The organism is Salinimicrobium sp. CAU 1759 (genome assembly GCF_054482715.1).
This window is the reverse complement of the sequence record NZ_JBTLRK010000001.1, coordinates 1,015,952-1,038,278: the sequence shown is the minus strand read 5'-3', so window position 1 is coordinate 1,038,278 and position 22,327 is coordinate 1,015,952. Positions and strand designations below refer to the sequence as shown.

At 42.0% G+C, this 22,327-nt stretch carries 24 protein-coding genes; 14 read left to right on the top strand and 10 right to left on the bottom strand.

The genetic code is table 11. The features are described 5' to 3' along the window. Positions 1-7 precede the first annotated feature (7 nt). From lptE to ACXYMT_RS04710, 6 genes are all read left to right on the top strand, one after another. Complete coding sequence (lptE, locus tag ACXYMT_RS04735; RefSeq protein WP_459057938.1) at positions 8-514, top strand: LPS assembly lipoprotein LptE; 507 nt, start codon at positions 8-10, stop codon at positions 512-514. Next, positions 514-1,356, top strand: a complete 843-nt coding sequence (locus ACXYMT_RS04730; protein WP_459057937.1) for a hypothetical protein — start codon at positions 514-516, stop codon at positions 1,354-1,356. Before lptE ends, ACXYMT_RS04730 begins: the two co-directional genes overlap by 1 nt. Positions 1,357-1,361: 5 nt before the next feature. Then, positions 1,362-1,700, top strand: coding sequence for a preprotein translocase subunit SecG (gene secG, locus ACXYMT_RS04725; protein ID WP_459057936.1), 339 nt, complete (start codon positions 1,362-1,364; stop codon positions 1,698-1,700). 144 nt (positions 1,701-1,844) lie between these two features. Then, positions 1,845-2,120 carry a co-chaperone GroES gene (locus ACXYMT_RS04720; RefSeq protein ID WP_459057935.1) on the top strand — a complete coding sequence of 92 codons (276 nt, stop codon included), beginning with the start codon at positions 1,845-1,847 and terminating at the stop codon, positions 2,118-2,120. A gap of 108 nt (positions 2,121-2,228) precedes the next feature. After that, complete coding sequence (gene groL, locus ACXYMT_RS04715; protein ID WP_459057934.1) at positions 2,229-3,866, top strand: chaperonin GroEL; 1,638 nt, start codon at positions 2,229-2,231, stop codon at positions 3,864-3,866. 177 nt (positions 3,867-4,043) lie between these two features. Continuing rightward, on the top strand, positions 4,044-4,700 hold the full coding sequence (locus ACXYMT_RS04710) for a porin family protein (protein ID WP_459057933.1): 657 nt from the start codon (positions 4,044-4,046) through the stop codon (positions 4,698-4,700). 73 nt (positions 4,701-4,773) lie between these two features. On the opposite strand, the gene ACXYMT_RS04705 is transcribed toward ACXYMT_RS04710, so the two are convergent. The 10 genes from ACXYMT_RS04705 to ACXYMT_RS04660 form a co-directional block, all read right to left on the bottom strand. Continuing rightward, positions 4,774-5,226, bottom strand: coding sequence for an SRPBCC domain-containing protein (locus ACXYMT_RS04705; protein ID WP_459057932.1), 453 nt, complete (start codon positions 5,224-5,226; stop codon positions 4,774-4,776). A gap of 1 nt (position 5,227) precedes the next feature. Next, the gene (locus tag ACXYMT_RS04700) at positions 5,228-5,668 is read right to left on the bottom strand and encodes a VOC family protein (RefSeq protein ID WP_459057931.1); all 441 of its coding nucleotides are present in this window, start codon (positions 5,666-5,668) and stop codon (positions 5,228-5,230) included. A gap of 159 nt (positions 5,669-5,827) precedes the next feature. Continuing rightward, positions 5,828-7,060 carry an ATP-dependent Clp protease ATP-binding subunit ClpX gene (gene clpX, locus ACXYMT_RS04695; protein WP_459057930.1) on the bottom strand — a complete coding sequence of 411 codons (1,233 nt, stop codon included), beginning with the start codon at positions 7,058-7,060 and terminating at the stop codon, positions 5,828-5,830. A 54-nt stretch (positions 7,061-7,114) separates the two neighbouring features. Then, positions 7,115-7,789 carry an ATP-dependent Clp endopeptidase proteolytic subunit ClpP gene (gene clpP, locus ACXYMT_RS04690; RefSeq protein WP_324720049.1) on the bottom strand — a complete coding sequence of 225 codons (675 nt, stop codon included), beginning with the start codon at positions 7,787-7,789 and terminating at the stop codon, positions 7,115-7,117. 127 nt (positions 7,790-7,916) lie between these two features. Beyond that, positions 7,917-9,230 carry a trigger factor gene (gene tig, locus ACXYMT_RS04685; protein ID WP_459057929.1) on the bottom strand — a complete coding sequence of 438 codons (1,314 nt, stop codon included), beginning with the start codon at positions 9,228-9,230 and terminating at the stop codon, positions 7,917-7,919. Between the two features lie 85 nt (positions 9,231-9,315). Further along, positions 9,316-9,657 (bottom strand): phage holin family protein, encoded by a 342-nt coding sequence (locus tag ACXYMT_RS04680; protein ID WP_459057928.1) that lies wholly within the window; start codon positions 9,655-9,657, stop codon positions 9,316-9,318. Between the two features lie 86 nt (positions 9,658-9,743). Beyond that, complete coding sequence (locus ACXYMT_RS04675) at positions 9,744-11,351, bottom strand: G-D-S-L family lipolytic protein (protein WP_459057927.1); 1,608 nt, start codon at positions 11,349-11,351, stop codon at positions 9,744-9,746. Positions 11,352-11,368: 17 nt separating this feature from the next. Next, positions 11,369-12,616, bottom strand: a complete 1,248-nt coding sequence (locus ACXYMT_RS04670; RefSeq protein ID WP_459057926.1) for an OmpP1/FadL family transporter — start codon at positions 12,614-12,616, stop codon at positions 11,369-11,371. Positions 12,617-12,729: 113 nt separating this feature from the next. After that, positions 12,730-13,491, bottom strand: coding sequence for an alpha/beta fold hydrolase (locus ACXYMT_RS04665; protein WP_459057925.1), 762 nt, complete (start codon positions 13,489-13,491; stop codon positions 12,730-12,732). Continuing rightward, entirely contained in the window at positions 13,491-14,207 is a 717-nt protein-coding gene (locus tag ACXYMT_RS04660) for a pyridoxine 5'-phosphate synthase (protein ID WP_459057924.1), read from the bottom strand. Before ACXYMT_RS04660 ends, ACXYMT_RS04665 begins: the two co-directional genes overlap by 1 nt. A gap of 88 nt (positions 14,208-14,295) precedes the next feature. On the opposite strand from ACXYMT_RS04660, the gene ACXYMT_RS04655 reads away from it, so the two are divergent. From ACXYMT_RS04655 to murI, 8 genes are all read left to right on the top strand, one after another. Further along, positions 14,296-14,952, top strand: a complete 657-nt coding sequence (locus ACXYMT_RS04655) for a CBS domain-containing protein (RefSeq protein WP_459057923.1) — start codon at positions 14,296-14,298, stop codon at positions 14,950-14,952. Between the two features lie 2 nt (positions 14,953-14,954). Continuing rightward, complete coding sequence (locus ACXYMT_RS04650; RefSeq protein ID WP_459057922.1) at positions 14,955-15,839, top strand: NAD kinase; 885 nt, start codon at positions 14,955-14,957, stop codon at positions 15,837-15,839. A gap of 101 nt (positions 15,840-15,940) precedes the next feature. After that, complete coding sequence (porG, locus tag ACXYMT_RS04645) at positions 15,941-16,663, top strand: type IX secretion system protein PorG (protein ID WP_459057921.1); 723 nt, start codon at positions 15,941-15,943, stop codon at positions 16,661-16,663. 1 nt (position 16,664) lies between these two features. Continuing rightward, a complete protein-coding gene (locus ACXYMT_RS04640) occupies positions 16,665-17,405 on the top strand; it encodes an isoprenyl transferase (protein ID WP_459057920.1) in 741 nt (246 codons plus the stop codon). After that, the gene (gene bamA / locus ACXYMT_RS04635) at positions 17,389-20,031 is read left to right on the top strand and encodes an outer membrane protein assembly factor BamA (protein ID WP_459057919.1); all 2,643 of its coding nucleotides are present in this window, start codon (positions 17,389-17,391) and stop codon (positions 20,029-20,031) included. Before ACXYMT_RS04640 ends, bamA begins: the two co-directional genes overlap by 17 nt. Positions 20,032-20,064: 33 nt before the next feature. Then, the gene (locus ACXYMT_RS04630; protein ID WP_459057918.1) at positions 20,065-20,868 is read left to right on the top strand and encodes an OmpH/Skp family outer membrane protein; all 804 of its coding nucleotides are present in this window, start codon (positions 20,065-20,067) and stop codon (positions 20,866-20,868) included. 61 nt (positions 20,869-20,929) lie between these two features. Beyond that, complete coding sequence (locus tag ACXYMT_RS04625) at positions 20,930-21,439, top strand: OmpH/Skp family outer membrane protein (protein WP_324720036.1); 510 nt, start codon at positions 20,930-20,932, stop codon at positions 21,437-21,439. Positions 21,440-21,503: 64 nt separating this feature from the next. Beyond that, entirely contained in the window at positions 21,504-22,292 is a 789-nt protein-coding gene (gene murI / locus ACXYMT_RS04620; RefSeq protein WP_459057917.1) for a glutamate racemase, read from the top strand. Positions 22,293-22,327 lie beyond the last annotated feature (35 nt).

Here is a 22,327-nt window from a genome sequence, read left to right as displayed (position 1 = left end):
TTATTTTATGAAAAAAATCCAATTGCTACTGGTTTCTTTACTCCTTTTGAGCTTTACTTCCTGTGGCATCTATTCCTTCTCGGGTGCCGATGTTGGAAATGCCGAGACCTTCCAGGTGAATTATTTTCAGAATGCAGCACCAATTGTGGAGCCCGGGATCGACCGCACCTTTACCCTGCAGCTTCAGGATCTAATTCAAAGCCAGACCAACCTGAACCTTACCAATGAAAATGGCGACCTCGTCTATGAAGGCGAAATTGTAGATTACTACGTGTCCCCTATGAGTGCCACAGCCCAAAGTACCGCGGCGCAAAACAGGTTGACGATCGTTGTGAACTTAAGATTCTATAACACATTGAACCCGGAAAAAGACATTTTGGACAGGAGATTCAGTTTTTACTATGATTATCCTGCCAATGCCCAGCTTCAGGGGGCAGTATTGGCTACTGCTTTAGAAGAAATATTCACCCGTATCACTCAGGATATCTTTAATGCAACCCTTGCAAATTGGTAATGAAACAAGAGGAAGTAATATCGGTATTGAAACAACCCGCTGCAATTAGCTTCGAGCAGACGAAGGCACTGCACGAGGTTTTACAGCAGTATCCATATTTCCAGGCTGCACGTGCAGTACGCCTCAAGGGGCTTAAGAACATCAACAGCCTTCATTACAACAAAGAACTGAAGGTAACGGCTGCTCATACTGCAGATCGTGGGGTGCTTTTCGACTTTATCACATCCAAAGAATTTAACCAAAACCAGATCGCCGATTCCATAAAGAAACAGGAGCAGCAACAAAAAGATCTGGAGATGCGAAGAACCTCAGCTGAGAAGGATGAAAATCTTTCACTTGATGAGGCTTTAAAGATGAAGCGACAGGAGTCTGACCAGGTCTTTGATCCCGAACTTTTCAAAAAGAGAGAAGAAAAAAGAACATCTTCAGCCGAAGAAGAGACCCTGGAAATGGGAAGACCGCTTTCCTTCGACCGAAATGAAAATCACTCATTTTCTGAATGGTTAAAACTGGCTTCGGCTAAACCTATAGACCGGGAAGGATTATCTTCAGAAGAACAGGAAGCAAAGAGCCGCAAGTTTGAACTCATTGAAGATTTCATCACTAAGAATCCGCGGATTACTCCTTCAAAAAATGTAAAAAAAGCAAACCTTGCCGAAGAGAACCTCGCGACGCCCGAAGCCCTTATGACAGAGACTTTAGCGCGGGTATACCTGGAGCAGAAAAACTACAAAAAGGCCATACAGGCATATAAAATTTTAATTTTGAAAAATCCGGAAAAAAGTGGTTTCTTTGCGGACCAAATTCGGGCGATCGAAAAATTACAGGAAAATAACAGTTAAGCATAATGAGCACGTTTACAATCTTCTTAGCACTTATAATAATAGTAGCGTTTTTGCTGGTAGTAGTGATTATGGTCCAAAACCCTAAAGGAGGTGGATTATCATCTGCTTTTGGTGGTGGTGCCAATCAAATTGGTGGAGTTCAAAAGACATCGGACTTTTTAGATAAAAGCACCTGGACACTTGCTACCCTTCTCCTGGTTCTTATTCTACTTTCAAACGTTACCATTATGGATGGAAACGGAGTAGGAGAATCAAAGATCATGAATGGAGACGCCGAGGTAGAAACTAATATTCCTGCCCCAATTGAGGCTCCGGTTGAGAGCCCTGCAGAGCAGAACTAGATAATTTTATCACAAATAGAAAATGCCAGCTTATGACAAGCTGGCATTTTTTTTTGGCTTTTGTCAGCATTTTTCGACTGGCACAATTTTCGTCATTAAGGCAATCAAGCATAAAAAATTAATTAACTAAAATACATTTGTAAAATGGCACTAAACATTAAACCTCTTTCAGACAGAGTACTTGTTGAGCCTGTAGCAGCCGAGACACAAACTGCATCAGGTATTTACATTCCCGAAACTGCAAAAGAAAAACCGCAAAAAGGGAAAGTAGTAGCCGTAGGTGGCGGTAAGAAAGATCACGACATGACCGTCAAGGTTGGAGACACCGTTCTTTATGGAAAATACTCAGGTACCGAACTCAAACTGGAAGGTAGAGATTACCTTATGATGAGAGAGGATGATATTCTTGCTATAGTGTAATTACTGTGGTCTTGCCGCCAAACTTCTTTCCCGGCGGTTTTTTTACCTCATTGTATTAAAGAAAACAACTAACTAATTCCCTTTATGGGAGTAAAAATTTAAATTAAAATGGCAAAAGAAATAAAATTTGACATTGAAGCCCGCGACGGTATTAAGCGTGGCGTTGATGCTTTAGCAAATGCAGTAAAAGTTACTTTAGGACCTAAAGGTCGTAATGTGATCATTAGCAAATCTTTTGGTGCTCCTGTAGTGACCAAAGATGGTGTTACTGTGGCAAAAGAGATCGAACTTGAAGATGCTCTTGAGAACATGGGAGCTCAAATGGTGAAGGAAGTTGCTTCCAAGACCAATGATCTTGCCGGTGACGGTACTACTACCGCTACCGTTCTTGCCCAGGCCATCGTTAAAGAAGGTTTGAAGAACGTGGCTGCAGGTGCAAACCCAATGGATCTTAAAAGAGGAATTGACAAGGCTGTTGAGGCTTTGACTGCCAACCTTAAAGAGCAAACTCAGCAGGTTGGGGATTCTTCAGAAAAAATTAAGCAGGTAGCTTCTATCTCTGCTAACAACGATGACCAGATAGGGGAACTAATCGCCCAGGCGTTTGGAAAAGTTGGAAAAGAAGGAGTGATCACTGTTGAAGAAGCAAAGGGAACTGAGACTCACGTTGATGTTGTAGAAGGAATGCAGTTTGACCGCGGATACCTTTCTCCATACTTCGTTACCAACAGCGAGAAAATGACTGCAGATCTTGAGGATCCATATATCCTTATCTATGACAAGAAGATCTCTGCAATGAAAGATCTGCTTCCTGTGCTTGAGCCTGTTGCTCAAAGCGGAAAACCACTCTTGATCATTGCCGAAGATGTTGACGGGGAAGCTCTTGCTACTCTTGTAGTGAACAAACTAAGAGGATCTCTTAAGATCGCTGCTGTTAAGGCTCCCGGATTTGGAGACAGAAGAAAAGCAATGCTTGAGGATATCGCTATCCTTACCGGTGGTACTGTGATCTCTGAAGAAAGAGGTTTCACTCTTGAGAACGCAACTCTTGATATGCTTGGTACTGCTGAAAAAGTAGCTATCGACAAAGACAATACAACTGTAGTAAATGGTGCCGGCGACCAGCAGGCAATCAAAGACCGTGTGAACCAGATCAAGGCTCAGATGGAGACTACTACATCAGATTATGACAAAGAGAAGCTTCAGGAGCGTTTGGCCAAGCTAGCCGGAGGTGTTGCCGTGCTTTATGTAGGTGCTGCATCTGAAGTTGAGATGAAAGAGAAGAAAGACCGTGTAGACGATGCACTTCACGCAACCCGTGCGGCTGTAGAAGAAGGAATCGTTGCCGGTGGTGGTGTTGCACTTGTTCGCGCAAAAGCTGTCCTTGCCAGCCTGAAGCCCGAAAATGCTGATGAAGGTACAGGTATACAGATCGTAAGCCGTGCTATTGAAGCTCCTCTTAGAACTATTGTTGAGAACGCAGGTGGCGAAGGCTCTGTAGTGATCAATAAAGTTCTTGAAGGAAAAGACAACTACGGTTATGACGCTAAGACCGACACTTTCGTTGACATGATGAAAGCCGGAATTATCGATCCTAAGAAAGTGACCCGTGTAGCTCTTGAAAATGCTGCTTCGGTTGCAGGAATGATCCTTACTACCGAGTGTTCTTTGGTTGACATTAAAGAAGACAACGCCGGTGGCGGAATGCCACAAGGAATGGGCGGAGGTATGCCAGGAATGATGTAAAATAGATTTGAGATCTGAGACATGAGAATTGAGATCTAATTTTCTCAGATCTTGTATTCAGGATAATAGTAAGCCCGCTTCTTTACTGAAGCGGGCTTTTTATTTTCCTGTTGCTGTAACAAAAAGTTCTTCCGGTAGTCTATAGGGAATCGACCCAACACACTAAAGATCAATAAAATGAAAACCAAAAAATTAGTTCTTACTGCAGCGATCATTTTCGCCGGTATGACATCAGCAATCGCCCAGGAAATAAACTGGGGAATCAAAGCGGGAGCTAACTATTCAAAAGTAACTTCTGAACTGGATCCCGATTACATCTTCGGATTCCATGCAGGTTTGGTAGCCGAATACAAATTCACTCCGCAATTCGCTTTACAACCCGAACTGCTTTACTCTCTTGAAGGTGCAAAGGCCGAAATGGATTTTAGAGAGGGAGAATTCTTTTTTTCTTCAGAAGAAAAGATCAGACTGGGATACATTAATCTTCCGGTAATGGTTAAATATTATGCTACTCCGGCACTGTCATTCGAGGCGGGACCACAGATCGGGTTCCTTCTGAGTGCTGAAAGCGAATATGAGCTAAGCTCAAATTTTGAGGGATTTGAGATCGACGAATCGGGTACAGAGGATATTAAGGATGAATTAAAGAAGATTTCCTTAGGACTTAACTTTGGATTAGGTTATGACATTAGCAGCAGCCTTTTCGTGCAGGCGAGATACCACCTGGGATTATCAGACATCAGCGACTATGATGACCAGGATGATGACTTCGAAGGGGATTTTGAAGAGATAAAGAACCAGAGTTTCCAGCTGTCTTTGGGATATAAATTTTAGATTTCAGATCTCAATAAAAAAAGGGGTTCCAAAAATGGCATTTTTGGAACCCCTTTTTTTACTACCGTTTTCTTCAGGATTTCATAAAATCGAAAGCGCCCTTCCGAAGATTTATTCCATATTCAAGGTATGCTTTTAAGCTGGCAAGAAAATTAGCCCAGCCTGCGGTGTTTCGACCATACCATAAAATTCCGTTTTCATTGGCATCCAGTTTGCCTTCTGTGATCTTTACCAGAGTTTTGGAGTCTTCAACCTTTTCAAGTTGAATCTCGACTGTTGTTGTAGATCCTTCTATTCCTTCCCATTCAAAAATGACATTTTTGAGGGAGTTTACATTCATGATTTTTACAGGAAAAGACCCCGAAAATTCAGGAAAGGTCCACTCTACTGTCTTTCCCTCTTCCATGTTTCCTGAAGCATGAGAAATGAAATAGTTGGACATCTTCTCCTGCTCTATTATGCCTTCAAAAACCTCTTTTTGAGGCCTGCTTATTTGGATCGCTGTTTTTATCTCAAGTCCTTCCATCTCAGGTATTCCCTTCGGGTTTTGTATAATTGATGATCCAGGTCACGCCATACTTGTCGGTGCACATCCCATAGTAACTACCCCAAAAGACATCACCTATTTGCATGGTGATCTTACCTTCATTGCACAAGCCTTCAAACAACTTATCGGCTTGTTCCTTGCTCTCTGTATTTATCGACAGGGATACATTGTTTCCCACCACCACATCGGGACACCAGCCGTCATCACAATCACTGCCCATAAGCAGACATTTTTCTCCCAGGGGCAGGGCAATATGCATGATCTTATTCATCCTTTCTTCGGGAATGGACAAACCTTCTTCTGAAGGTATGTCACGAAATCTTCCAATAAAAGAAAATTCACCTCCAAAAACAGATTTATAGAAGTTGAAGGCTTCTTCGCAGTTGCCGGGAAAAGTTAAGTAGGGATTTAATTTTTCCATTTTATACTGATTTACAAAACTTTACATTCATTCTAATTTACATCAATATATGAATTGTTCTATTAAAATTTTCAAAAAAGAAAATTCGCCGGAAAATCGGAAATAAAAAAAGCCATCCGGTAAAGAATGGCTTTGTCTTATTATGAACTTTTCTTTTTTCTAAGAAACAGCTTTTAACCTTTTTATACCAGATTTATCGAGTTTTTGCTCGGCATAATCTTTATCCACAACCAGGCTAGTTGAGGCACCTTCAGGCATTTCAAACATAGCATCTGTGAGAATAGCCTCACATAGAGATCTCAAGCCACGGGCACCCAATTTATATTCGATAGCCTTTTCTACAATGAAGTCTAAAGCCTCATCGGTAATGGTGAACTCAATATCATCCATTTCAAACAGCTTTTGATACTGCTTAATAATGGCATTTTTGGGTTCTGTCAAAATAGATCTTAAGGTCTTTCTATCCAAAGGATTCATGTGGGTAAGCACAGGCAAACGGCCAATAATTTCAGGAATTAGTCCGAAATCCTTTAAATCTTTTGGAATGATATATTTCAACAGGTTTTCTCTTTCAATGGCATCATCACTCTTCGAAGCGCTGAAGCCAACTGCCTGCATGTTCAAACGTTTACTGATGTTCCTTTCGATCCCATCAAAAGCCCCTCCCGTAACGAAAAGAATATTTTCGGTATCTACTTCAATAAATTTTTGATCGGGGTGTTTACGCCCTCCTTTTGGCGGTACGTTAACCGTAGTTCCCTCCAGAAGCTTCAACAAAGCCTGTTGCACTCCTTCTCCCGAAACATCACGGGTAATAGAAGGATTGTCACTCTTACGGGCGATCTTGTCTATCTCATCAATGAATACGATCCCGTGCTGAGCTTTCTCAAGGTTGTAATCGGCTGCCTGTAGAAGGCGGGTAAGTATGCTTTCAACATCCTCTCCAACGTAGCCGGCCTCGGTCAATACAGTTGCATCTACTATGGCCAGAGGAACATTAAGCATTTTGGCGATTGTCTTAGCCATAAGGGTCTTCCCTGTTCCTGTCTCCCCCACCATGATGATATTACTCTTTTGTATCTCAATATCGTCATGACTGGTTGGCTGCAACAATCTTTTATAATGATTATAAACAGCAACTGAGAGTACTTTCTTTGTATGCTCCTGCCCAATTACATACTGGTCCAAAAAAGCCTTAATTGCCTGAGGTTTTCTCAGTTTAAGTTCAGATGAAAGTTCTCCAGTACTATCCTGTCGTGATTCTTCTATTACAATACCATGTGCCTGCTCAATACAGCGGTCGCAAATATGTGCGTCCAGCCCGGCTATAAGCAGGTTGGTCTCTGGTTTTTTCCTTCCGCAGAAGGAACATTCTAGTTCTTCTTTTGCCATAAATCTTTTCTTGTCGCCGAAACCGGCTTCCCTACATTCTTCAAAAAAGGGAAATTATTCCCTAGTTAAAATTTCATCAATCATTCCATAATCCAAAGCCTTATCAGCTTTCATCCAGTAGTCACGGTCACTATCTTCGTGTATCTTCTCATAGGTTTGACCCGTGTGCTTGGCTATGATCTCGTAAAGTTCCTTTTTAAGGATGAGGATCTCACGGGCTGTGATCTCTATATCACTTGCCTGTCCCTGGGCACCACCCAACGGCTGGTGGATCATAACACGCGAGTGCGGTAACCCGCTTCTCTTACCTTTTTCACCTGCACAAAGAAGAACTGCTCCCATAGAAGCTGCCATTCCTGTACAAATCGTAGCAACATCGGGCTTGATGAACTGCATGGTATCATAAATACCCAGACCGGCGTAAACACTTCCTCCGGGAGAATTAATATAAATCTGGATGTCCTTAGAGGAATCTGTACTCTCTAAAAACAACAACTGTGCCTGAATAATGTTAGCCACCTGATCGCTAATTCCGGTGCCTAAAAAGATGATGCGGTCCATCATTAACCGGGAGAAAACATCAAAAATAGCGATGTTCATTTGCCGCTCTTCTATAATATTCGGCGTCATCCCCTGGGGGTACATACTGCTAATGATCTTGTCGTAATAATTACTATTGATCCCGTGGTGACGGGTTGCATATTTTTCAAATTCTTTTGCGTAATCCATTGAAATAGTGTCAGTTTTGCTTTGTAAAGGGGAGATAGTTCTCCCCAAAAATTATTTGCCAAAAAAAGGCGTTATCCCGCATTTGGTCTAACGCCCTTAAAGATATAAGTATTAATTAACAAAAGTTCTATTGATAAACTTCTTTAACAAATTCTTCATATGTTACTTCTTTTTCCTCAAGGTTTACTTTTTCCTTGTAAAGCTCAAGAAGCTTTTGATTCATCAATTGCTCAGAAAGACGCTTCACCTCATCCTGGCGTGAAAGGATACGTGCAGCAATGTCATCAAGCTCTTTATCTTCAGGATTCATCTGTCCAAACTGGGCCATTTGTTCTTTGATCCTTTCTTTTGCAAAGGCCTTAAGATCTTCGAACTGTACCTGCAGGTTATGCTCTGCGATAAGTTTTCCTTCAATGAGTTGAAATCTCAATCCTTTCTCGCTCTTTTCGTACTCTTCCTGTGCTTCTTCTGGAGTAAGTTCTTTTTCTCCTGCAGTCTGGATCCACTTTTGAAGGAAATCTTTTGGAAGGTCAAAAGAGGTATTCTCGATCAACATTTCAGTAACATCATTCAGCAGTTGCTGGTCACTTTGTTGCTCAAATTGCTTGGCTGCATCTTCTTTGATCTTCTCTTTAAGCTCGGTTACTGAAGTGACTTCACCTTTTCCAAAGAGTTTATCAAATAACTCCTGATCAAGATCTGCCAACTCCTGGGTGTTAACTTCCTCTACATGAAATTCAACTTCAACATCAAGACCATGCGCTTTATCATGCTCCACCTTCAAGAAGTCCATCAACTGGTGATCATCTTCAAAAAGATCTTTAGCACTTACTTTAACAACATCTCCTGCCTTAGCACCAAGGAAAGGCTCCTTGTTCTTCACCTTTTCAAGAGGTAAGGTTGTCTTAGATTCTATGCCTTCAGCTTCATTTTTGAAAGTCCCGGAAAGTTGATCTCCTTCTTCGGTAACTTCTTTGGAAATTAATTTTCCATATTGCTTCTGGACTGTCTTTATCTGGTTATCGATCATCTCATCACCGGCAACGATCTTGTAATGAGTGATTGGCTCTTTATTTTCAAGGCTAACCTCAAACTGTGGAGAAAGTCCCAGTTCAAATTCGAAAGTATAGTTCTCTGCGTCCCAATCAAAATTCTCCTGCTCTTTTGGTAGCGGATTTCCAAGAACATCCAGTTTTTCTTCGGTAAGGTATTTATTAAGTGCATCCTGAAGCAGCTTGTTCACCTCATCGACCAAAACAGCTTTTCCGTATTGTTTCTTCACCATTCCCATTGGCACATGTCCTTTACGGAAGCCGGGAATATTCGCATTTTTACGGTAATCTTTAAGGACTTTTTCTACTTTACCGCTGTAGTCTTCTTTTGCTATATCTACCTTAAGTACGGCATTAAGATCATCAATGTTCTCTCTCGTTATATTCATTATAAGCGCTTATAAAAATTGGTCTGCAAAAGTACAACTTTTTTGAGAGCGAACAAAGTTTCAAAAACCTGAAATTCAGCAGCCTTTATTTTCTTTCGGCAAGAGAATAAAGCAAGGACTGGAAAATGGATAACAGGATACTAAAGAGCACCGCGATCCAGAATCCACTCACTTCAAATCCTCCAACAAAAGCGTCTACAAGTAGGATTATTATTGCATTGATCACAAGGAGAAAAAGCCCTAAAGTGAGAATGGTCACCGGCAAGGTCAATAAGACCAGGATAGGCTTGATGATAAGATTAAGAAGAGCCAGGACTAAGGCTACCACAATAGCTGTCCAGTAACCCGTCACGGTCACCCCGGGCAGCACATTAGCCAAAAATACTACTACCACCGCAGTGAGAAGAATTCTTAGTAGAAAGAGCATATCAAATAACTTTAACACTAAGATAGTTCTTTAAATGAAAAACGCCGGGACAGGCCCGGCGTTTTAATGATTCTTTATTAAAACTCTTAGTCGTTACTTGGTGTAATCGTACCGTAGTTACCAATATTTACTTTTGGAACTGTAGCATTGTAAGTTTCATTGATCTCGTCGATGATCTTATTAGCCACAAGCGCATATCCACGTGGTGTTAAGTGAACCCCGTCTAAAGAGAATGCACCACCCGTCGCAAAAGTTGAAGTTAAAACTCCACCATCAAAAGGAATTCCCGTTGTTGCTGTTTCCTGAAGTAAACCAGCAGCATCAACAAGACCAAGGCCATTGGCATTAGCGATTTGAGCGATCACCTGGTTATAAGCAGTACGCGCTCCATTGATACTGGCGATTTCTGAAGGCACCAATACATATCTATCCTGCATTGGGTAAGTAACTCCATTAACAGCCAATTGCCCAGCCTGCTCCTGAGTTAATCCCATAGCCATCAACTCCTGTACACGCCCTGTGTTAACCTGCCCAATTACTCCGGAGCTTGTAAGCACTAAAAGATCCTCGGCAGTAGCTTGTCTAACCTGCCCATATTGCATTCCATATATCGTAGCCAAACCAGGATCCATTCCGCTTTGTATCAACACTTCTGTAAGTTGTGCAGAAATATCGGGAAGAGATTCGTCATAAATAATTACTGGACTAGCCGCACTTGCGCTGAATTCAATAGAAAAAACAGATTCCCCCGGAGTCTCTTCAGAAACACCACGTAGAGCAGTCAATGCCGGATTAAGTTGGGCAAAAGTCGCATTGAGTGTTGGGATCATTGGCCCAAAACTAGGATTTGCAGGGCTAAGCGGTGCAAATGGCACAGTTGTAAAGTAAGGTACATTTGTAACATCTGGAATATTTAAAAGCACTCCTTCTTCGGCACCGGCTTCCATCATTGTAGTTACAATGGTTGAATAAGCCTGAGCAAAAACCTGTGGGTCTGTAATGTCATTTGAACCATATTGTGAAGGGTCGAAATTTCCTGTTTGGTCTACTCCTGCTCCACCTGAAGTCGCGAAACCAAGAACATCATTATTTCCAATCCACAAGGTAAAGAAAGTAGGATTCTGAGCTGCTGCATCGGCAAGAACAGTTGTTCCAGGCTCTGATGCAAAGCGTGCAAAGTAAGGATTGGCTGCTCCTGCTGCTACTCCGGCTACATTCCCATATCCGGGAGCAACAAGGTGATAAACCTTAGCCCCGGGAACACCCATATTACTAAATGGCCCACTCAAAAGATCTGTAACTTCTGTAGAAGGTGCCTGACCGGTATAATTTCTTGGCGCAGGATTTCCCTCTGCATCAATACCGAGAACCAGGCGGGTTCCTGCAATTGGCGTTCCGTTTAACAAAAGTCCTCCTGCATTGTCGGCCATAAGCGGCTGATCAAAATCCTGTGTCTCCTGAACTTTTGAAAACTGTTGTGCAAGAATATTAGGATAAGAATTCTGCTGACCTGTGATATAAAGCGCATTGTCTGCATAACCTGCTGTCAAGGAATTTCCAAGCGCCACATAGTTGGAAAAATCTGCTTCCCCGTTGGAGTAAGCGTCATTTTCATCGACCGGATTCTCAAATTCGGGCTCACAGGCAACCATCCCCAGGGCCAGAATTCCGATGTATTTTATATAGTTTTTCATATTCATTTTTTCTTTAATTATAGTTTATATGTCACACCCAAGCCAGGAATAAAAGCTACAGACTTATAGGTTCCTCCAAAAGGAACTGTCTGCATATTCTCATCGACATAATAATCATAGGAAGCATCAACCTCATCAAATCTTATGTAGGCAAATGAAGCATCAATAGCGAGTCTCGAAGTAACGTCAAGTGAAAGCCCGGCAGTGAATCCCATAGAATCATTACGCGGAGTTTCCGGTGCAAAATAGCCCTCTTTTACCGGAGATTCATCCAGGTAATATCCGGCACGAAGTGTAAGCTTGTCTGTTGCGGTATATTGAGCACCAAATCTCCAGGTGTTGGCGTCTTCATAGTTTCGTGGGTTATTCGCCACCCTACCATTTGCAAATTCAATATCCAGAGATTCATAAACTCCCCAGAAAGTCCTGTTGAAGTCAAATGCAAGCAACCACTTATCGTTAAGCTGGTAGGAAAGACCTACAGTAAGTTCTGCCGGCAACGGCAACTCAGCATCAAAGGTAGTATCACTAAAAGGAGCAAGAGGAGTATTTGGAATATTTTCAAAATCGGCTTCTCCGCCTTCCGCATTCATAATGATCTCAGAACGGTAATTCACTCCTATCCTAAGATCTTCAGTAGCAGTAAACATTGCGCTGGCAGACCATCCCCATTCGTTTACCCCAGATGCATCAATAGTCACTTCGGACCTGTTCCCGTCAATATCGGTAAGAGTACGACTTAGATTACGGTTGAAGTTGACAGATCCTGTCACGAAAATTGGACCACCTCCAAGACTTAAGTAATCTGTAACTTTAACAGAAACTAACGGTTGCACGTATATTGCCTGTAGCTTGATATTGTTCACAAGGTGAGATCCAGCCCAATCATCTTCCCACTCTACAGTACTACCATAGGGAGTATAAACACTTAGACCTAAAGACAACCAGTCTTTTAATTTATAGGAAGCATTAAAGTAGAAAGGAGTTCCCACAGGGTTATCTGTACGGGCAAAAGCTCCCGTTGATTCATTTTGCCAGGCGACTTCAGAAAAAACAGCACTAACTCCGGCAGATATTGTCATTTGATTTTCAAGATAAACAAGACCGGCAGGATTAAAGAAGCCCAGTTCGGCACTGTTAACCACGGCAACTCCCGTGTGCCCCATTGCCAGAGCCCGTTGGCCCTGTACAGCCACACGATAACCGCCAGCATAGGTCAGGGTACCTGCAAGAGCAAATACCAATAGCAATAAAACTTTTCTCATAATAGAATTTGTAGGTTTAATTAAGGATCAATGGCCCAAAAATAGTACAAATTGAATATTAGGCAAGAAAAACCTTTATTTATTATGAGCGCATAACATTTTTACCTCAAAAATCAGATAAATCTCATTACCTCATCATAAAACCCCTTCTTGTTTTCAGCATGTACCCAATGACCGGCACGGGGAATTTCCACAATTCTGGAGTCGGGGAAATGGTGTTCTATTAGACCTTGATCCTCTGGAGAAATATAGCTGGACCTTTCTCCTTTTATAAACAAAGTGGGTTTGGAATACGTGTATTGCTTTGGCATTGCCTGTCCCAGTTCTTCTATTTCTTTGGCCAGAACGGAAAGATTCATTCTCAAGCCCAGCTTGTTCTTTTCCTTCCAAAAAAGGTTTTTTAACAGGAACATTCTAACCGCCTGCTCGGGCACATACTTAGAAAGCACCTCGTCTGCCTCACCACGAGACTCCAGGGTAGCATCATCAACAGCTGCCAATCCTTTTAAGATTTCCTGGTGGTGTGGCGCATAATATTTTGGCGCTATATCTACCACGATGAGCTTTTCAATAAGATCTGGAAAAAGGGAAGCCGCAGTCATAGCAGTCTTTCCCCCCATGGAATGGCCTATCAATAGGACATTTTTGAGACCGTGGGTTTCGATATATTCCTTAATATCTTTCGCCAGTTCGGTATAACTAAAAATCTCGCTGTGAGGGCTTCGGCCATGATTTCTTTGATCTACAAGATGCACCTGGAAACCGGCATCGGAAAATTCATTCCCCAGCGTTTTCCAGTTGTCGCTCATTCCTAAAAAACCATGTAGGATCAACATAGGTTGCCCCTCTCCTAATATTGTTGAATGTAGTTGCATTATTGTCTAAGTAAACTTAGGTATTGATTAATAACATATTCCAATCCCTGGTATAAGGATTCGGCAATAAGAGCATGACCTATGGACACCTCCAGCAGTCCGGGAATGTTTTTACTGAAGTATTCAATATTATTCAGGGAAAGATCATGACCGGCATTTATTCCCAGGCCAAGATCATTGGCTACTTCAGCACATTTACGGTATGGCTCAACACCACTTTTATTTCCTTTTTCGTATTGCCTTGCATATTCTTCAGTATACAGCTCGATGCGATCTATACCCGTATTTGCTGCGCCTTTCACCATTTCAGGAACCGGATCCACAAAAATAGAGGTGCGAATGCCTTTGCTCTTGAATTCGGAAATGACCTCCCTTAGATAATCTTTATGTTTTATAGTATCCCAACCCGCATTGGAGGTAATGGCATCTTCGGCATCAGGCACCAGGGTAACCTGTTCGGGCTTTACTTTAAGAACCAGATCTACAAATTTCTGAATTGGATTACCTTCTATATTGAACTCGGTCGTTACTACCGGCTTAAGGTCCAGTACGTCCTGATAACGGATATGACGTTCATCGGGACGGGGATGGACTGTTATACCTTCTCCTCCGAATTTTTGCACATCTTTCGCCACCTGCACAAGGTTTGGAACATCTCCACCACGACTGTTTCGCAGGGTAGCGATCTTGTTTATATTAACACTGAGTTTTGTCATTTTTAGCTCCTGTTTCGAACAAAAATACAAAGTTGAATAAGCAAAAAAGTACTTTATTTTAATTAATTTGCAGAAAAACAAAGGGGCAATGAACATTCAACCTTACATTCTTAACGAGATCAAAATTCCGCAGTTTGACACTACAGTTACAGATGTGCTGGAGATCTTTAATGAGTTTCCATATTCACACCTGCCGGTAATGCAGGAAAAGATCTATATGGGCTGTGTACCTGTTGCCGATGCCAGGGTTTTTGAACCCGAAAAGAAAATGGAAGAATATCAATATGCACTTGAAGGCTTCTTTGTAAGAGATACAGATAACTGGATCGACGTACTGCACAATTTCTCCAAGAATGATTCGAACATCATGCCTGTGCTTAATTCTCAAAACAAATTCCTTGGCTACCTGGAACTACAGGATATCATGAATTTGTTTACTGAATCGCCTTTCCTTAACAATCCCGGTGGTATCCTGGTTGTAGAAAAAGGAATAAAGGATTACTCCTTCAGTGAAATTTGCCAGATAGTGGAGTCAAACGGCACTCACGTCTTAGGTGCCTTTGTTTCGGGAAGTGATAATGAAAGGGCACAGATCACTATAAAAACCGGAACCATTCCTTTTAATGCCCTTTTTCAGACCTTTAGAAGGTACGGCTACGAAGTAGTATCCCAGAATGAAGAAGATTCATTTTCTTCAAGCCTGCAGGACCGGTCGCGTTATCTGGATAAATACCTAAACATCTAGAAATGAAGGCTGCAATTTACGGGCAATTTTACCACGCTAATTCGGGCATCTATATTGAAGAGCTTTTAAACGTTCTGGATTCTGAAAATATTGAAGTTGCCATTGAAGAGAATTTCCTGAAGCTCATTGATGAGAATAATGAAATAAAAAAAGATTTTCATCATTTCGAAACTTTTAAAAAGCTGGACGACAGCTTTGATATCTTCATTAGTGTTGGGGGTGACGGGACAATATTACATTCGGTCAACTTCATTCAGGATCTGGACATTCCTATTATGGGGATCAACACCGGAAGGTTGGGCTTTCTGGCCACGGTTCACAAGGAAGATATTCGCCCTACAATTTCAAGACTTCTTAAAAATGAATACAAGATCTCAGAACGCTCCCTGCTGTGCATAAAAACCGACCCAAATGTGGAAGACTGGTGTAGCAACAACTTCGCCTTAAATGAGATCGCTGTAAGCCGGAAGAACAGTACCTCCATGATCACTATAGACACCTGGCTCGACGAGGAATATCTCACAGCTTACTGGGCAGACGGGCTAATTGTATCTACCCCTACAGGATCTACCGGCTATTCTCTAAGTTGTGGAGGGCCTGTCATTACTCCCGCCACCAAAGCTTTGGTCATCACTCCTATTGCGCCACACAACCTCAATGCGCGCCCACTGGTGATCAAAGACAACACCAAAATCACTTTAAAGGTTTCCGGACGGGCAGAGCATTATCTGGTCTCTATGGACTCGAGATTAGCAACCCTTAGGAACAATACTACTGTGACCATTCAAAAAGCACCTTTTAAACTAAGAATGGTTGAATTCACTGACGATACCTTCCTTAAAACCCTTCGAAAAAAACTTCTTTGGGGAGAAGATAAGCGCAATTAAAACAATAAAATCTCCTGAAATCTGTTAATGCTAAGGTACAAACCGGTACAGGTTATTGCGGGGCAAACAATATTGTTATATTTGCAAACTTTTGAAGACCTATGAGGTATCTTGTTGTTATGGTTCTTATTGCGCTTTGCGGTAACCAAACATATTCCCAAAATTTTGAAATTGGCCCTTTTGTTGGAGGAGCAAACTATGTTGGAGATGTGGGGAACACTACCTATATAAATCCCAACACTCCCGTTTTTGGAGGTTTAGTGAAGTGGAATCGCAGCGACCGCCATTCCTTTAGGTTCTCTCTGCTTTATGCAAAATTGGAAGCCGATGATGCCAAATCCAATGAAGGCCGGAGACTACAGCGCGGTTATTCTTTCTCAAATACTTTAGCTGAAGCTTCTTTAGGATTAGAATTTACTTTTTGGGAATGGGACCTTCATTCCAATACTTACCAATCAACTCCGTATCTTTACAGCGGCATAAATTATTACTTTGCCAAACATTACATGTTAAAGAATTTAGCACATACCAATCCTCAATTGAATCAACTGGAAGAAGCCGGAAACAATTGGGAGTTTTCCATACCTCTTGTTATGGGCTACAAACAAACCCTGAACAGTTTTATGGCCGGGGGCATTGAAATAGGAGCCCGCTATACTTTTACTGATAATCTTGACGGAAGCCAACCCTCTGAAGTTGATCCTTCTGACGCATTCCGTTTAAGGGATTACGGAAATAGAAATACTACTGACTGGTATGTCTTTACCGGAATTTACCTGACCTTTAATTTCGGTAGAGGCTCGGACTGCTTCAATAAATATTAAAATGAATTTCAAAGAAAAAATTGATCCTTCCCAATTGCCCCAACACATCGCCATTATCATGGATGGTAATGGTAGATGGGCAAAGAAGCAGGGGTTAATGCGGGTGCGCGGTCATGAAAAAGGCACTAAAGCGGTTCGTGACGTGGTAGAAGGCTGTGCCGAAATTGGAGTGCAAAATCTTACCCTTTACGCTTTCTCAACCGAAAACTGGAACAGACCCAAAGTGGAAGTGGACACTCTCATGAAACTTTTGGTCTCTTCACTCAAGAAAGAGATCAAGACTTTACAGGAGAATGACATTAGGCTTAACGCCATTGGCTGTCTTGATAATCTTCCTTCTAAAGCATTCCGTGAACTACAGGAAGTGATCCACAAAACAGCTACGAACAGCAGGATGACCCTTACCCTGGCCTTGAGTTATGGCTCCAGAGAAGAGCTTGGCAATATGGTAAAAGAGATCTCCACTAAAGTAGCTGCAGGCGAGATTTCCACTAAAGATATTGATGAATCGGTTATAAATAAGCATCTTTACACCCGCAATTTACCAGATGTAGATCTGGTAATAAGAACAAGCGGAGAACAGCGGATAAGCAATTTCCTATTATGGCAAATCGCTTATGCCGAATTATATTTTTCAGAAATTTTGTGGCCCGATTACAGGAGGGAAGATCTCTTTGAGGCCATTTATAATTATCAAAACAGAGAACGAAGATTTGGAAAAACAAGTGAGCAACTTAGTTAGTGCCTTTAGAACAAGATATAGATTAGCACTTTTGGCCCTTGGCCTTTTATTCAGTTTTACTTCAGCAGCACAGGATCTGCCACTTGCAAACGGCCAGGAGTACACGATAGGAGAAATAAAAGTCACGGGAAATGTCTCCTTCAATGAACAAACAATAATAGCTTATACAAGTCTTAAAAAGGGCGAAAAGATCTTTATTCCCGGAGACAAGATAAGTAAGGTCCTTAAAAAATTATGGGATGTCGGTTCTTTTAGTGACATCAACATCTATGTAACCAACATAGAAGGAAATGTAGCCGACCTTGAACTGGAGATCCAGGAAGTTCCTGCACTTGCCAACGTGAGAATACAGGGCGTAAAGAAGAAAAAAAGTGAAGAACTAATAAAAGAGAACAAGCTCATTGTGGGGACTAAGGTTACAGAAAACCTGGTTACCACTACAAAGAATTACATTCAGAACACTTTTAAAGAGGAAGGATTCCTAAATACGAAAGTTGCCATAAACACAGTCCCTGCAGAAGATACTCTGAACAGGAATACGGTAAACATGGTGATCAATGTCGACAAAGGCGAAAGAGTGAAGATCGAAGATATCGAGATCACCGGGAATGAAGCGCTATCTGATGCCCGCCTGAAGCGAGCGATGAAAAAGACGAAACAGGAGAACTTCTTTAGATTCTGGAAACGCTCCAAATTCATACCCGAAGAATATGAAGCCGATAAGCAGAACCTGCTTAATGTCTATAAAAAAAGAGGTTATCGCGATGCCAGGATAATTTCTGATAGCCTTGTACAAATAGATGAAGACGATGTCGCTTTACGCATCAACGTGGAAGAAGGAGATCAATATTACTTCGGAGATATCGAATTTATTGGAAATTCGGTTTATACAGACCGGGAGCTGCAGCGGGTACTTGGTATAAGCAAGGGAGATGTCTACAATGGGGTATTGCTGGAAAAGCAGATCGCAGACAATACTAAACCCGATGCCAACGATCTTACAAACCTTTACCAGAACAATGGTTACCTTTTCTCAAATATAAACCCGGTTGAAGTGAGGGTTTACAATGACACCATTGACTTTGAGATAAGAATAAGAGAAGGTAAAGTGGCTTATTTCGATGAGATCACGGTAGTTGGGAACGACAAGACAAAAGATCATGTGATCTATAGGGAAATGCGAACAAAACCGGGTCACAAGTACAGCAAGGAAGCTGTGGTGAGAACAGTGAGGGAACTAGGTCAATTAGGTTTCTTTGATGCCGAGAATCTATCCCCCGATTTTAAGAATGTGGACCAGAACGAAGGAACTGTAGACCTTGAGTACTCTGTTGTGGAAGCCGGTGCCAGCCAGATCGAACTGCAGGGTGGATACGGCGGTGGAGGTTTTGTTGGAACCCTTGGACTATCCTTCAATAACTTCTCGCTTAGCGGTCTTTTTGATAAGGAAGCATACAAGCCATTGCCAATGGGAGACGGACAGACCCTTTCCCTGCGTGCACAGGCAAGTACCTATTATCAAACTTATAGTCTTTCCTTCTCTGAACCATGGTGGGGCGGCAAAAAGCCGGTAAGGCTATCTACTTCCCTGCAACACACAGAGCAGTACTTCTATGATTTCAGGAATCGTGAAGCAGACAAAGACAGAAAGTTCTCTATCTCCGGAATTACTTTAGGATTGGCAAGAAGACTCACAGTACCCGATGATTTCTTCATCCTGTCAACTGCAGTTGCCTTTCAGCACTACAACCTTAGCAATTACAACACCGGGCTCTTCACTTTTGGAGACGGGTACTCGAATAACTTCTCTCTTACCCTTGGACTAACCAGAGATAATACCTTTAGCAATCCTATCTTCCCAATGGGAGGCTCAAAATTTGAAGTAGTTGCGAAGCTTACTCCACCATACTCACTGTTTAACGACGTTGATTATGCGAACCTGGGAGACCAGAGAGAATTTCAGCTCGAGAATGATCGAGGAGTATTGATCAACAGGCAGGGAAGACCATTAAGAGAAGGAGAAGATCCAGTGCCAGATCAAACCAAGATAGACCAGGAGAAATACAAATGGCTGGAATTCTATAAGATCAAATTCAACGGTACCTGGTATACTAACCTTTACGAGAAGTTGGTACTAAGAACTCATGCCGAATACGGTTTTCTTGGAGCTTACAACAACGACCGGGGAGTACCTCCATTTGAAAGATTCTACCTGGGAGGGGACGGAATGGGAACTTTTAGTATGGACGGCCGGGAAGCTATTGCCCTAAGAGGATATCCCAACCAATCATTGATTCCGTTGGATAGAGGCGTGATGACCTCGGCGACAGACAACGACGGTGCAACTATTTACAATAAATATTCCCTGGAATTAAGATATCCTATAACTTTGAAACCTACAGCTTCCATTTATGCGCTAACGTTCCTTGAAGCAGGTGCTTCATTTGACGGGTTCAGAGATTATAACCCATTCCAGGTTAACAGGAGTGCTGGTGCAGGGATACGGATCTTTATGCCGGCCTTTGGATTACTTGGAATCGACTTTGGTTATGGATTTGATCCGCTTCCAGGAGAGACCAAGGCCAACGGTTGGGAGACCCACTTTATAATTGGACAGCAGTTTTAATTTGGCACGGTATTTTCTATAAACCTATTGATCATGAAAAAATCAATTCTTTTACCACTAGCTTTTATAGTCCTTTCCGGCTTTGCCGTACAGGCTCAGCAAACAGTAAGAATTGGTTATGTCGATATGGAATACATCCTGGAAAATGTTCCTGAATATCAGGAAGCCTCTGCTCAGCTCGACAAGAAAGTACAGCAGTGGAAAAGAGAGATCGAAACAGAAATGACCAGGGTAGAAAAAATGAGGCAGGATCTTGCCAATGAAAGGCCACTTTTGACAAGCGAGTTGATTGCAGATCGTGAAGATGAGATAAAATTTGAAGAAAAAAAGATCCTCGATTATCAGCAAAAAAGATTCGGTCCAAATGGCGACCTTATCACCCAGAAACTTCAGCTGGTAAAACCAATCCAGGATCAGGTCTTTGTAGCAGTACAGGAGATCGCCAAAGCGCGGAACTATGATCTTATCTTTGACAAATCGGCAGATGTGGTTACCCTCTATGCAGCCGACAGGCTGGATGTGAGCGATCAGGTTCTTAGGAGCATCACCAGGGCTTCCAATAGAGAGGAACTGGAGACCAGACAGGAAAAGAGGGAGCTTTTAAGAGAGGAAGCCAAGACTGTTGAAGAAGATGCAGTACTTTCTGAAAGAGAACAACTTCAGCTGGAAAGAAAGCAGGAAAGAGAAGCTTTACTGGAGGAGCGTCGAAGAGTAAGAGACTCGATTAGAACTGCAAAACAAGAAGAAGCCGAAAGACGTAGGGAAGAGATCCTGAAAGAGCGGCAAAGGAAAAAAGATTCCGTAGCCAAGGCAAGAGAAGAAAGAGGAAATAACTAATACTGAATACAAATACTTTTACAATAAATAATTCAACAATTAAATAATCAATTCTAAAACAATGAAACAATTTAAGACCCTTCTAATAGCTGTAGCTTTAATCCTGGGAGCAAGTTCTTTTGCAAATGCACAAACTAAAGTAGCTCATATTGCAACGCAGGAACTTATTGAGCAAATGCCGTCGTACAAAGCTGCAATGAACCAGTTGGAAAAACTTCAGAAAACCTACGATACCGAAATAAAAGATCTAGTGACTGAAGCTCAGAACACCATGAAAAGGTATGAATCTGAGGCTCAGACCAAAACAGATGAAGAAAACCAGAAGAGAGCTCTTGAGCTACAACAGACTCAGAGATCTATAGGTGAGTACCGCCAGAATGCCGTACAGGAACTTCAGAAAAAAGAAATGGAGCTTCTTAAGCCGGTACTTGAAAAAGCCCGTACTACCATTCAAAAAGTAGCTCGTGCTAAAGGATTCGACTACGTACTTGATTCTACTACCGGAACAGGAGTTATCATGGCCGATGGTTATGACCTTATGCCAGATGTTAAGAAGGAATTAGGAATCTAATTTCAGCTCAAAATAAATATGGAAAACTGCGCATCATTGATGCGCAGTTTTTATTTTTACAAGGATGAGTAAAGACAATCCTATAGGTATTTTTGATTCGGGTGTTGGCGGCACGTCGATCTGGAAAGAAATTCACAACCTGCTCCCCCTGGAACACACAATATACCTGGCCGACAGTGCCAATGCTCCATACGGCGAAAAACCTTCAGAAGAGATCGTTAAACTTAGTGTCAAAAATACTGAGAAACTCCTGGAGATGGGCGCAAAAATTATTGTAGTAGCCTGCAATACGGCAACTACAAATGCTATTTCCCGGCTTAGATCCTCATATAATGTTCCTTTCATTGGAATAGAACCTGCAATTAAACCCGCAGCCCTTCATAGCAAAGCAAAATGTATTGGAATACTGGCCACGAAAGGAACCCTCTCCAGTGCTCTTTTTGCAAAGACATCAGACCTATACTCGCGCGACAACAAGATCATTGAGGTAGTAGGAAAAGGCCTGGTAGAGCAGATCGAAAAAGGGCAAAAGGATTCCCCTTTTTTAAAAGCTATGCTAACCGAACTCCTGCAACCAATGCTCAAGGCAGGAATAGATCACCTGGTACTTGGCTGCAGCCATTATCCTTACCTCATCCCGACCCTGAAGGAGATCCTGCCACCGCATGTGCAGATCATAGATTCGGGTATGGCAGTGGCAAAACAAACTAAAGTGGTACTACAAAGCCTCGACCTGTTAACCGGTACCAAACAGCATATTCCGCAATTTTTCTCGAATGGTAATGCAGAGGTACTACAGCAAATAATTCCTTCTCCCGCCGGGACTTTTGTAGTGAAACAACTGGACTTCTAAGTTCAAGGTTTAACGTTTAAGATCCAAGGTCTAAA

Coding starts and splice junctions, on each gene's coding strand:
- ACXYMT_RS04670 (WP_459057926.1), bottom strand. CDS start 12,616: ATGAGAAAAGTTTTATTGCTATTGGTATTTGCTCTTGCAGGTACCCTG.
- ACXYMT_RS04655 (WP_459057923.1), top strand. CDS start 14,296: ATGAACATTCAACCTTACATTCTTAACGAGATCAAAATTCCGCAGTTT.
- ACXYMT_RS04665 (WP_459057925.1), bottom strand. CDS start 13,491: ATGCAACTACATTCAACAATATTAGGAGAGGGGCAACCTATGTTGATC.
- secG (WP_459057936.1), top strand. CDS start 1,362: ATGAGCACGTTTACAATCTTCTTAGCACTTATAATAATAGTAGCGTTT.
- ACXYMT_RS04730 (WP_459057937.1), top strand. CDS start 514: ATGAAACAAGAGGAAGTAATATCGGTATTGAAACAACCCGCTGCAATT.
- porG (WP_459057921.1), top strand. CDS start 15,941: ATGAGGTATCTTGTTGTTATGGTTCTTATTGCGCTTTGCGGTAACCAA.
- ACXYMT_RS04640 (WP_459057920.1), top strand. CDS start 16,665: ATGAATTTCAAAGAAAAAATTGATCCTTCCCAATTGCCCCAACACATC.
- ACXYMT_RS04660 (WP_459057924.1), bottom strand. CDS start 14,207: ATGACAAAACTCAGTGTTAATATAAACAAGATCGCTACCCTGCGAAAC.
- ACXYMT_RS04650 (WP_459057922.1), top strand. CDS start 14,955: ATGAAGGCTGCAATTTACGGGCAATTTTACCACGCTAATTCGGGCATC.
- groL (WP_459057934.1), top strand. CDS start 2,229: ATGGCAAAAGAAATAAAATTTGACATTGAAGCCCGCGACGGTATTAAG.
- ACXYMT_RS04705 (WP_459057932.1), bottom strand. CDS start 5,226: ATGGAAGGACTTGAGATAAAAACAGCGATCCAAATAAGCAGGCCTCAA.
- ACXYMT_RS04675 (WP_459057927.1), bottom strand. CDS start 11,351: ATGAAAAACTATATAAAATACATCGGAATTCTGGCCCTGGGGATGGTT.
- ACXYMT_RS04680 (WP_459057928.1), bottom strand. CDS start 9,657: ATGCTCTTTCTACTAAGAATTCTTCTCACTGCGGTGGTAGTAGTATTT.
- clpP (WP_324720049.1), bottom strand. CDS start 7,789: ATGGATTACGCAAAAGAATTTGAAAAATATGCAACCCGTCACCACGGG.
- lptE (WP_459057938.1), top strand. CDS start 8: ATGAAAAAAATCCAATTGCTACTGGTTTCTTTACTCCTTTTGAGCTTT.
- ACXYMT_RS04710 (WP_459057933.1), top strand. CDS start 4,044: ATGAAAACCAAAAAATTAGTTCTTACTGCAGCGATCATTTTCGCCGGT.
- tig (WP_459057929.1), bottom strand. CDS start 9,230: ATGAATATAACGAGAGAGAACATTGATGATCTTAATGCCGTACTTAAG.
- ACXYMT_RS04630 (WP_459057918.1), top strand. CDS start 20,065: ATGAAAAAATCAATTCTTTTACCACTAGCTTTTATAGTCCTTTCCGGC.
- ACXYMT_RS04720 (WP_459057935.1), top strand. CDS start 1,845: ATGGCACTAAACATTAAACCTCTTTCAGACAGAGTACTTGTTGAGCCT.
- ACXYMT_RS04625 (WP_324720036.1), top strand. CDS start 20,930: ATGAAACAATTTAAGACCCTTCTAATAGCTGTAGCTTTAATCCTGGGA.
- ACXYMT_RS04700 (WP_459057931.1), bottom strand. CDS start 5,668: ATGGAAAAATTAAATCCCTACTTAACTTTTCCCGGCAACTGCGAAGAA.
- clpX (WP_459057930.1), bottom strand. CDS start 7,060: ATGGCAAAAGAAGAACTAGAATGTTCCTTCTGCGGAAGGAAAAAACCA.
- murI (WP_459057917.1), top strand. CDS start 21,504: ATGAGTAAAGACAATCCTATAGGTATTTTTGATTCGGGTGTTGGCGGC.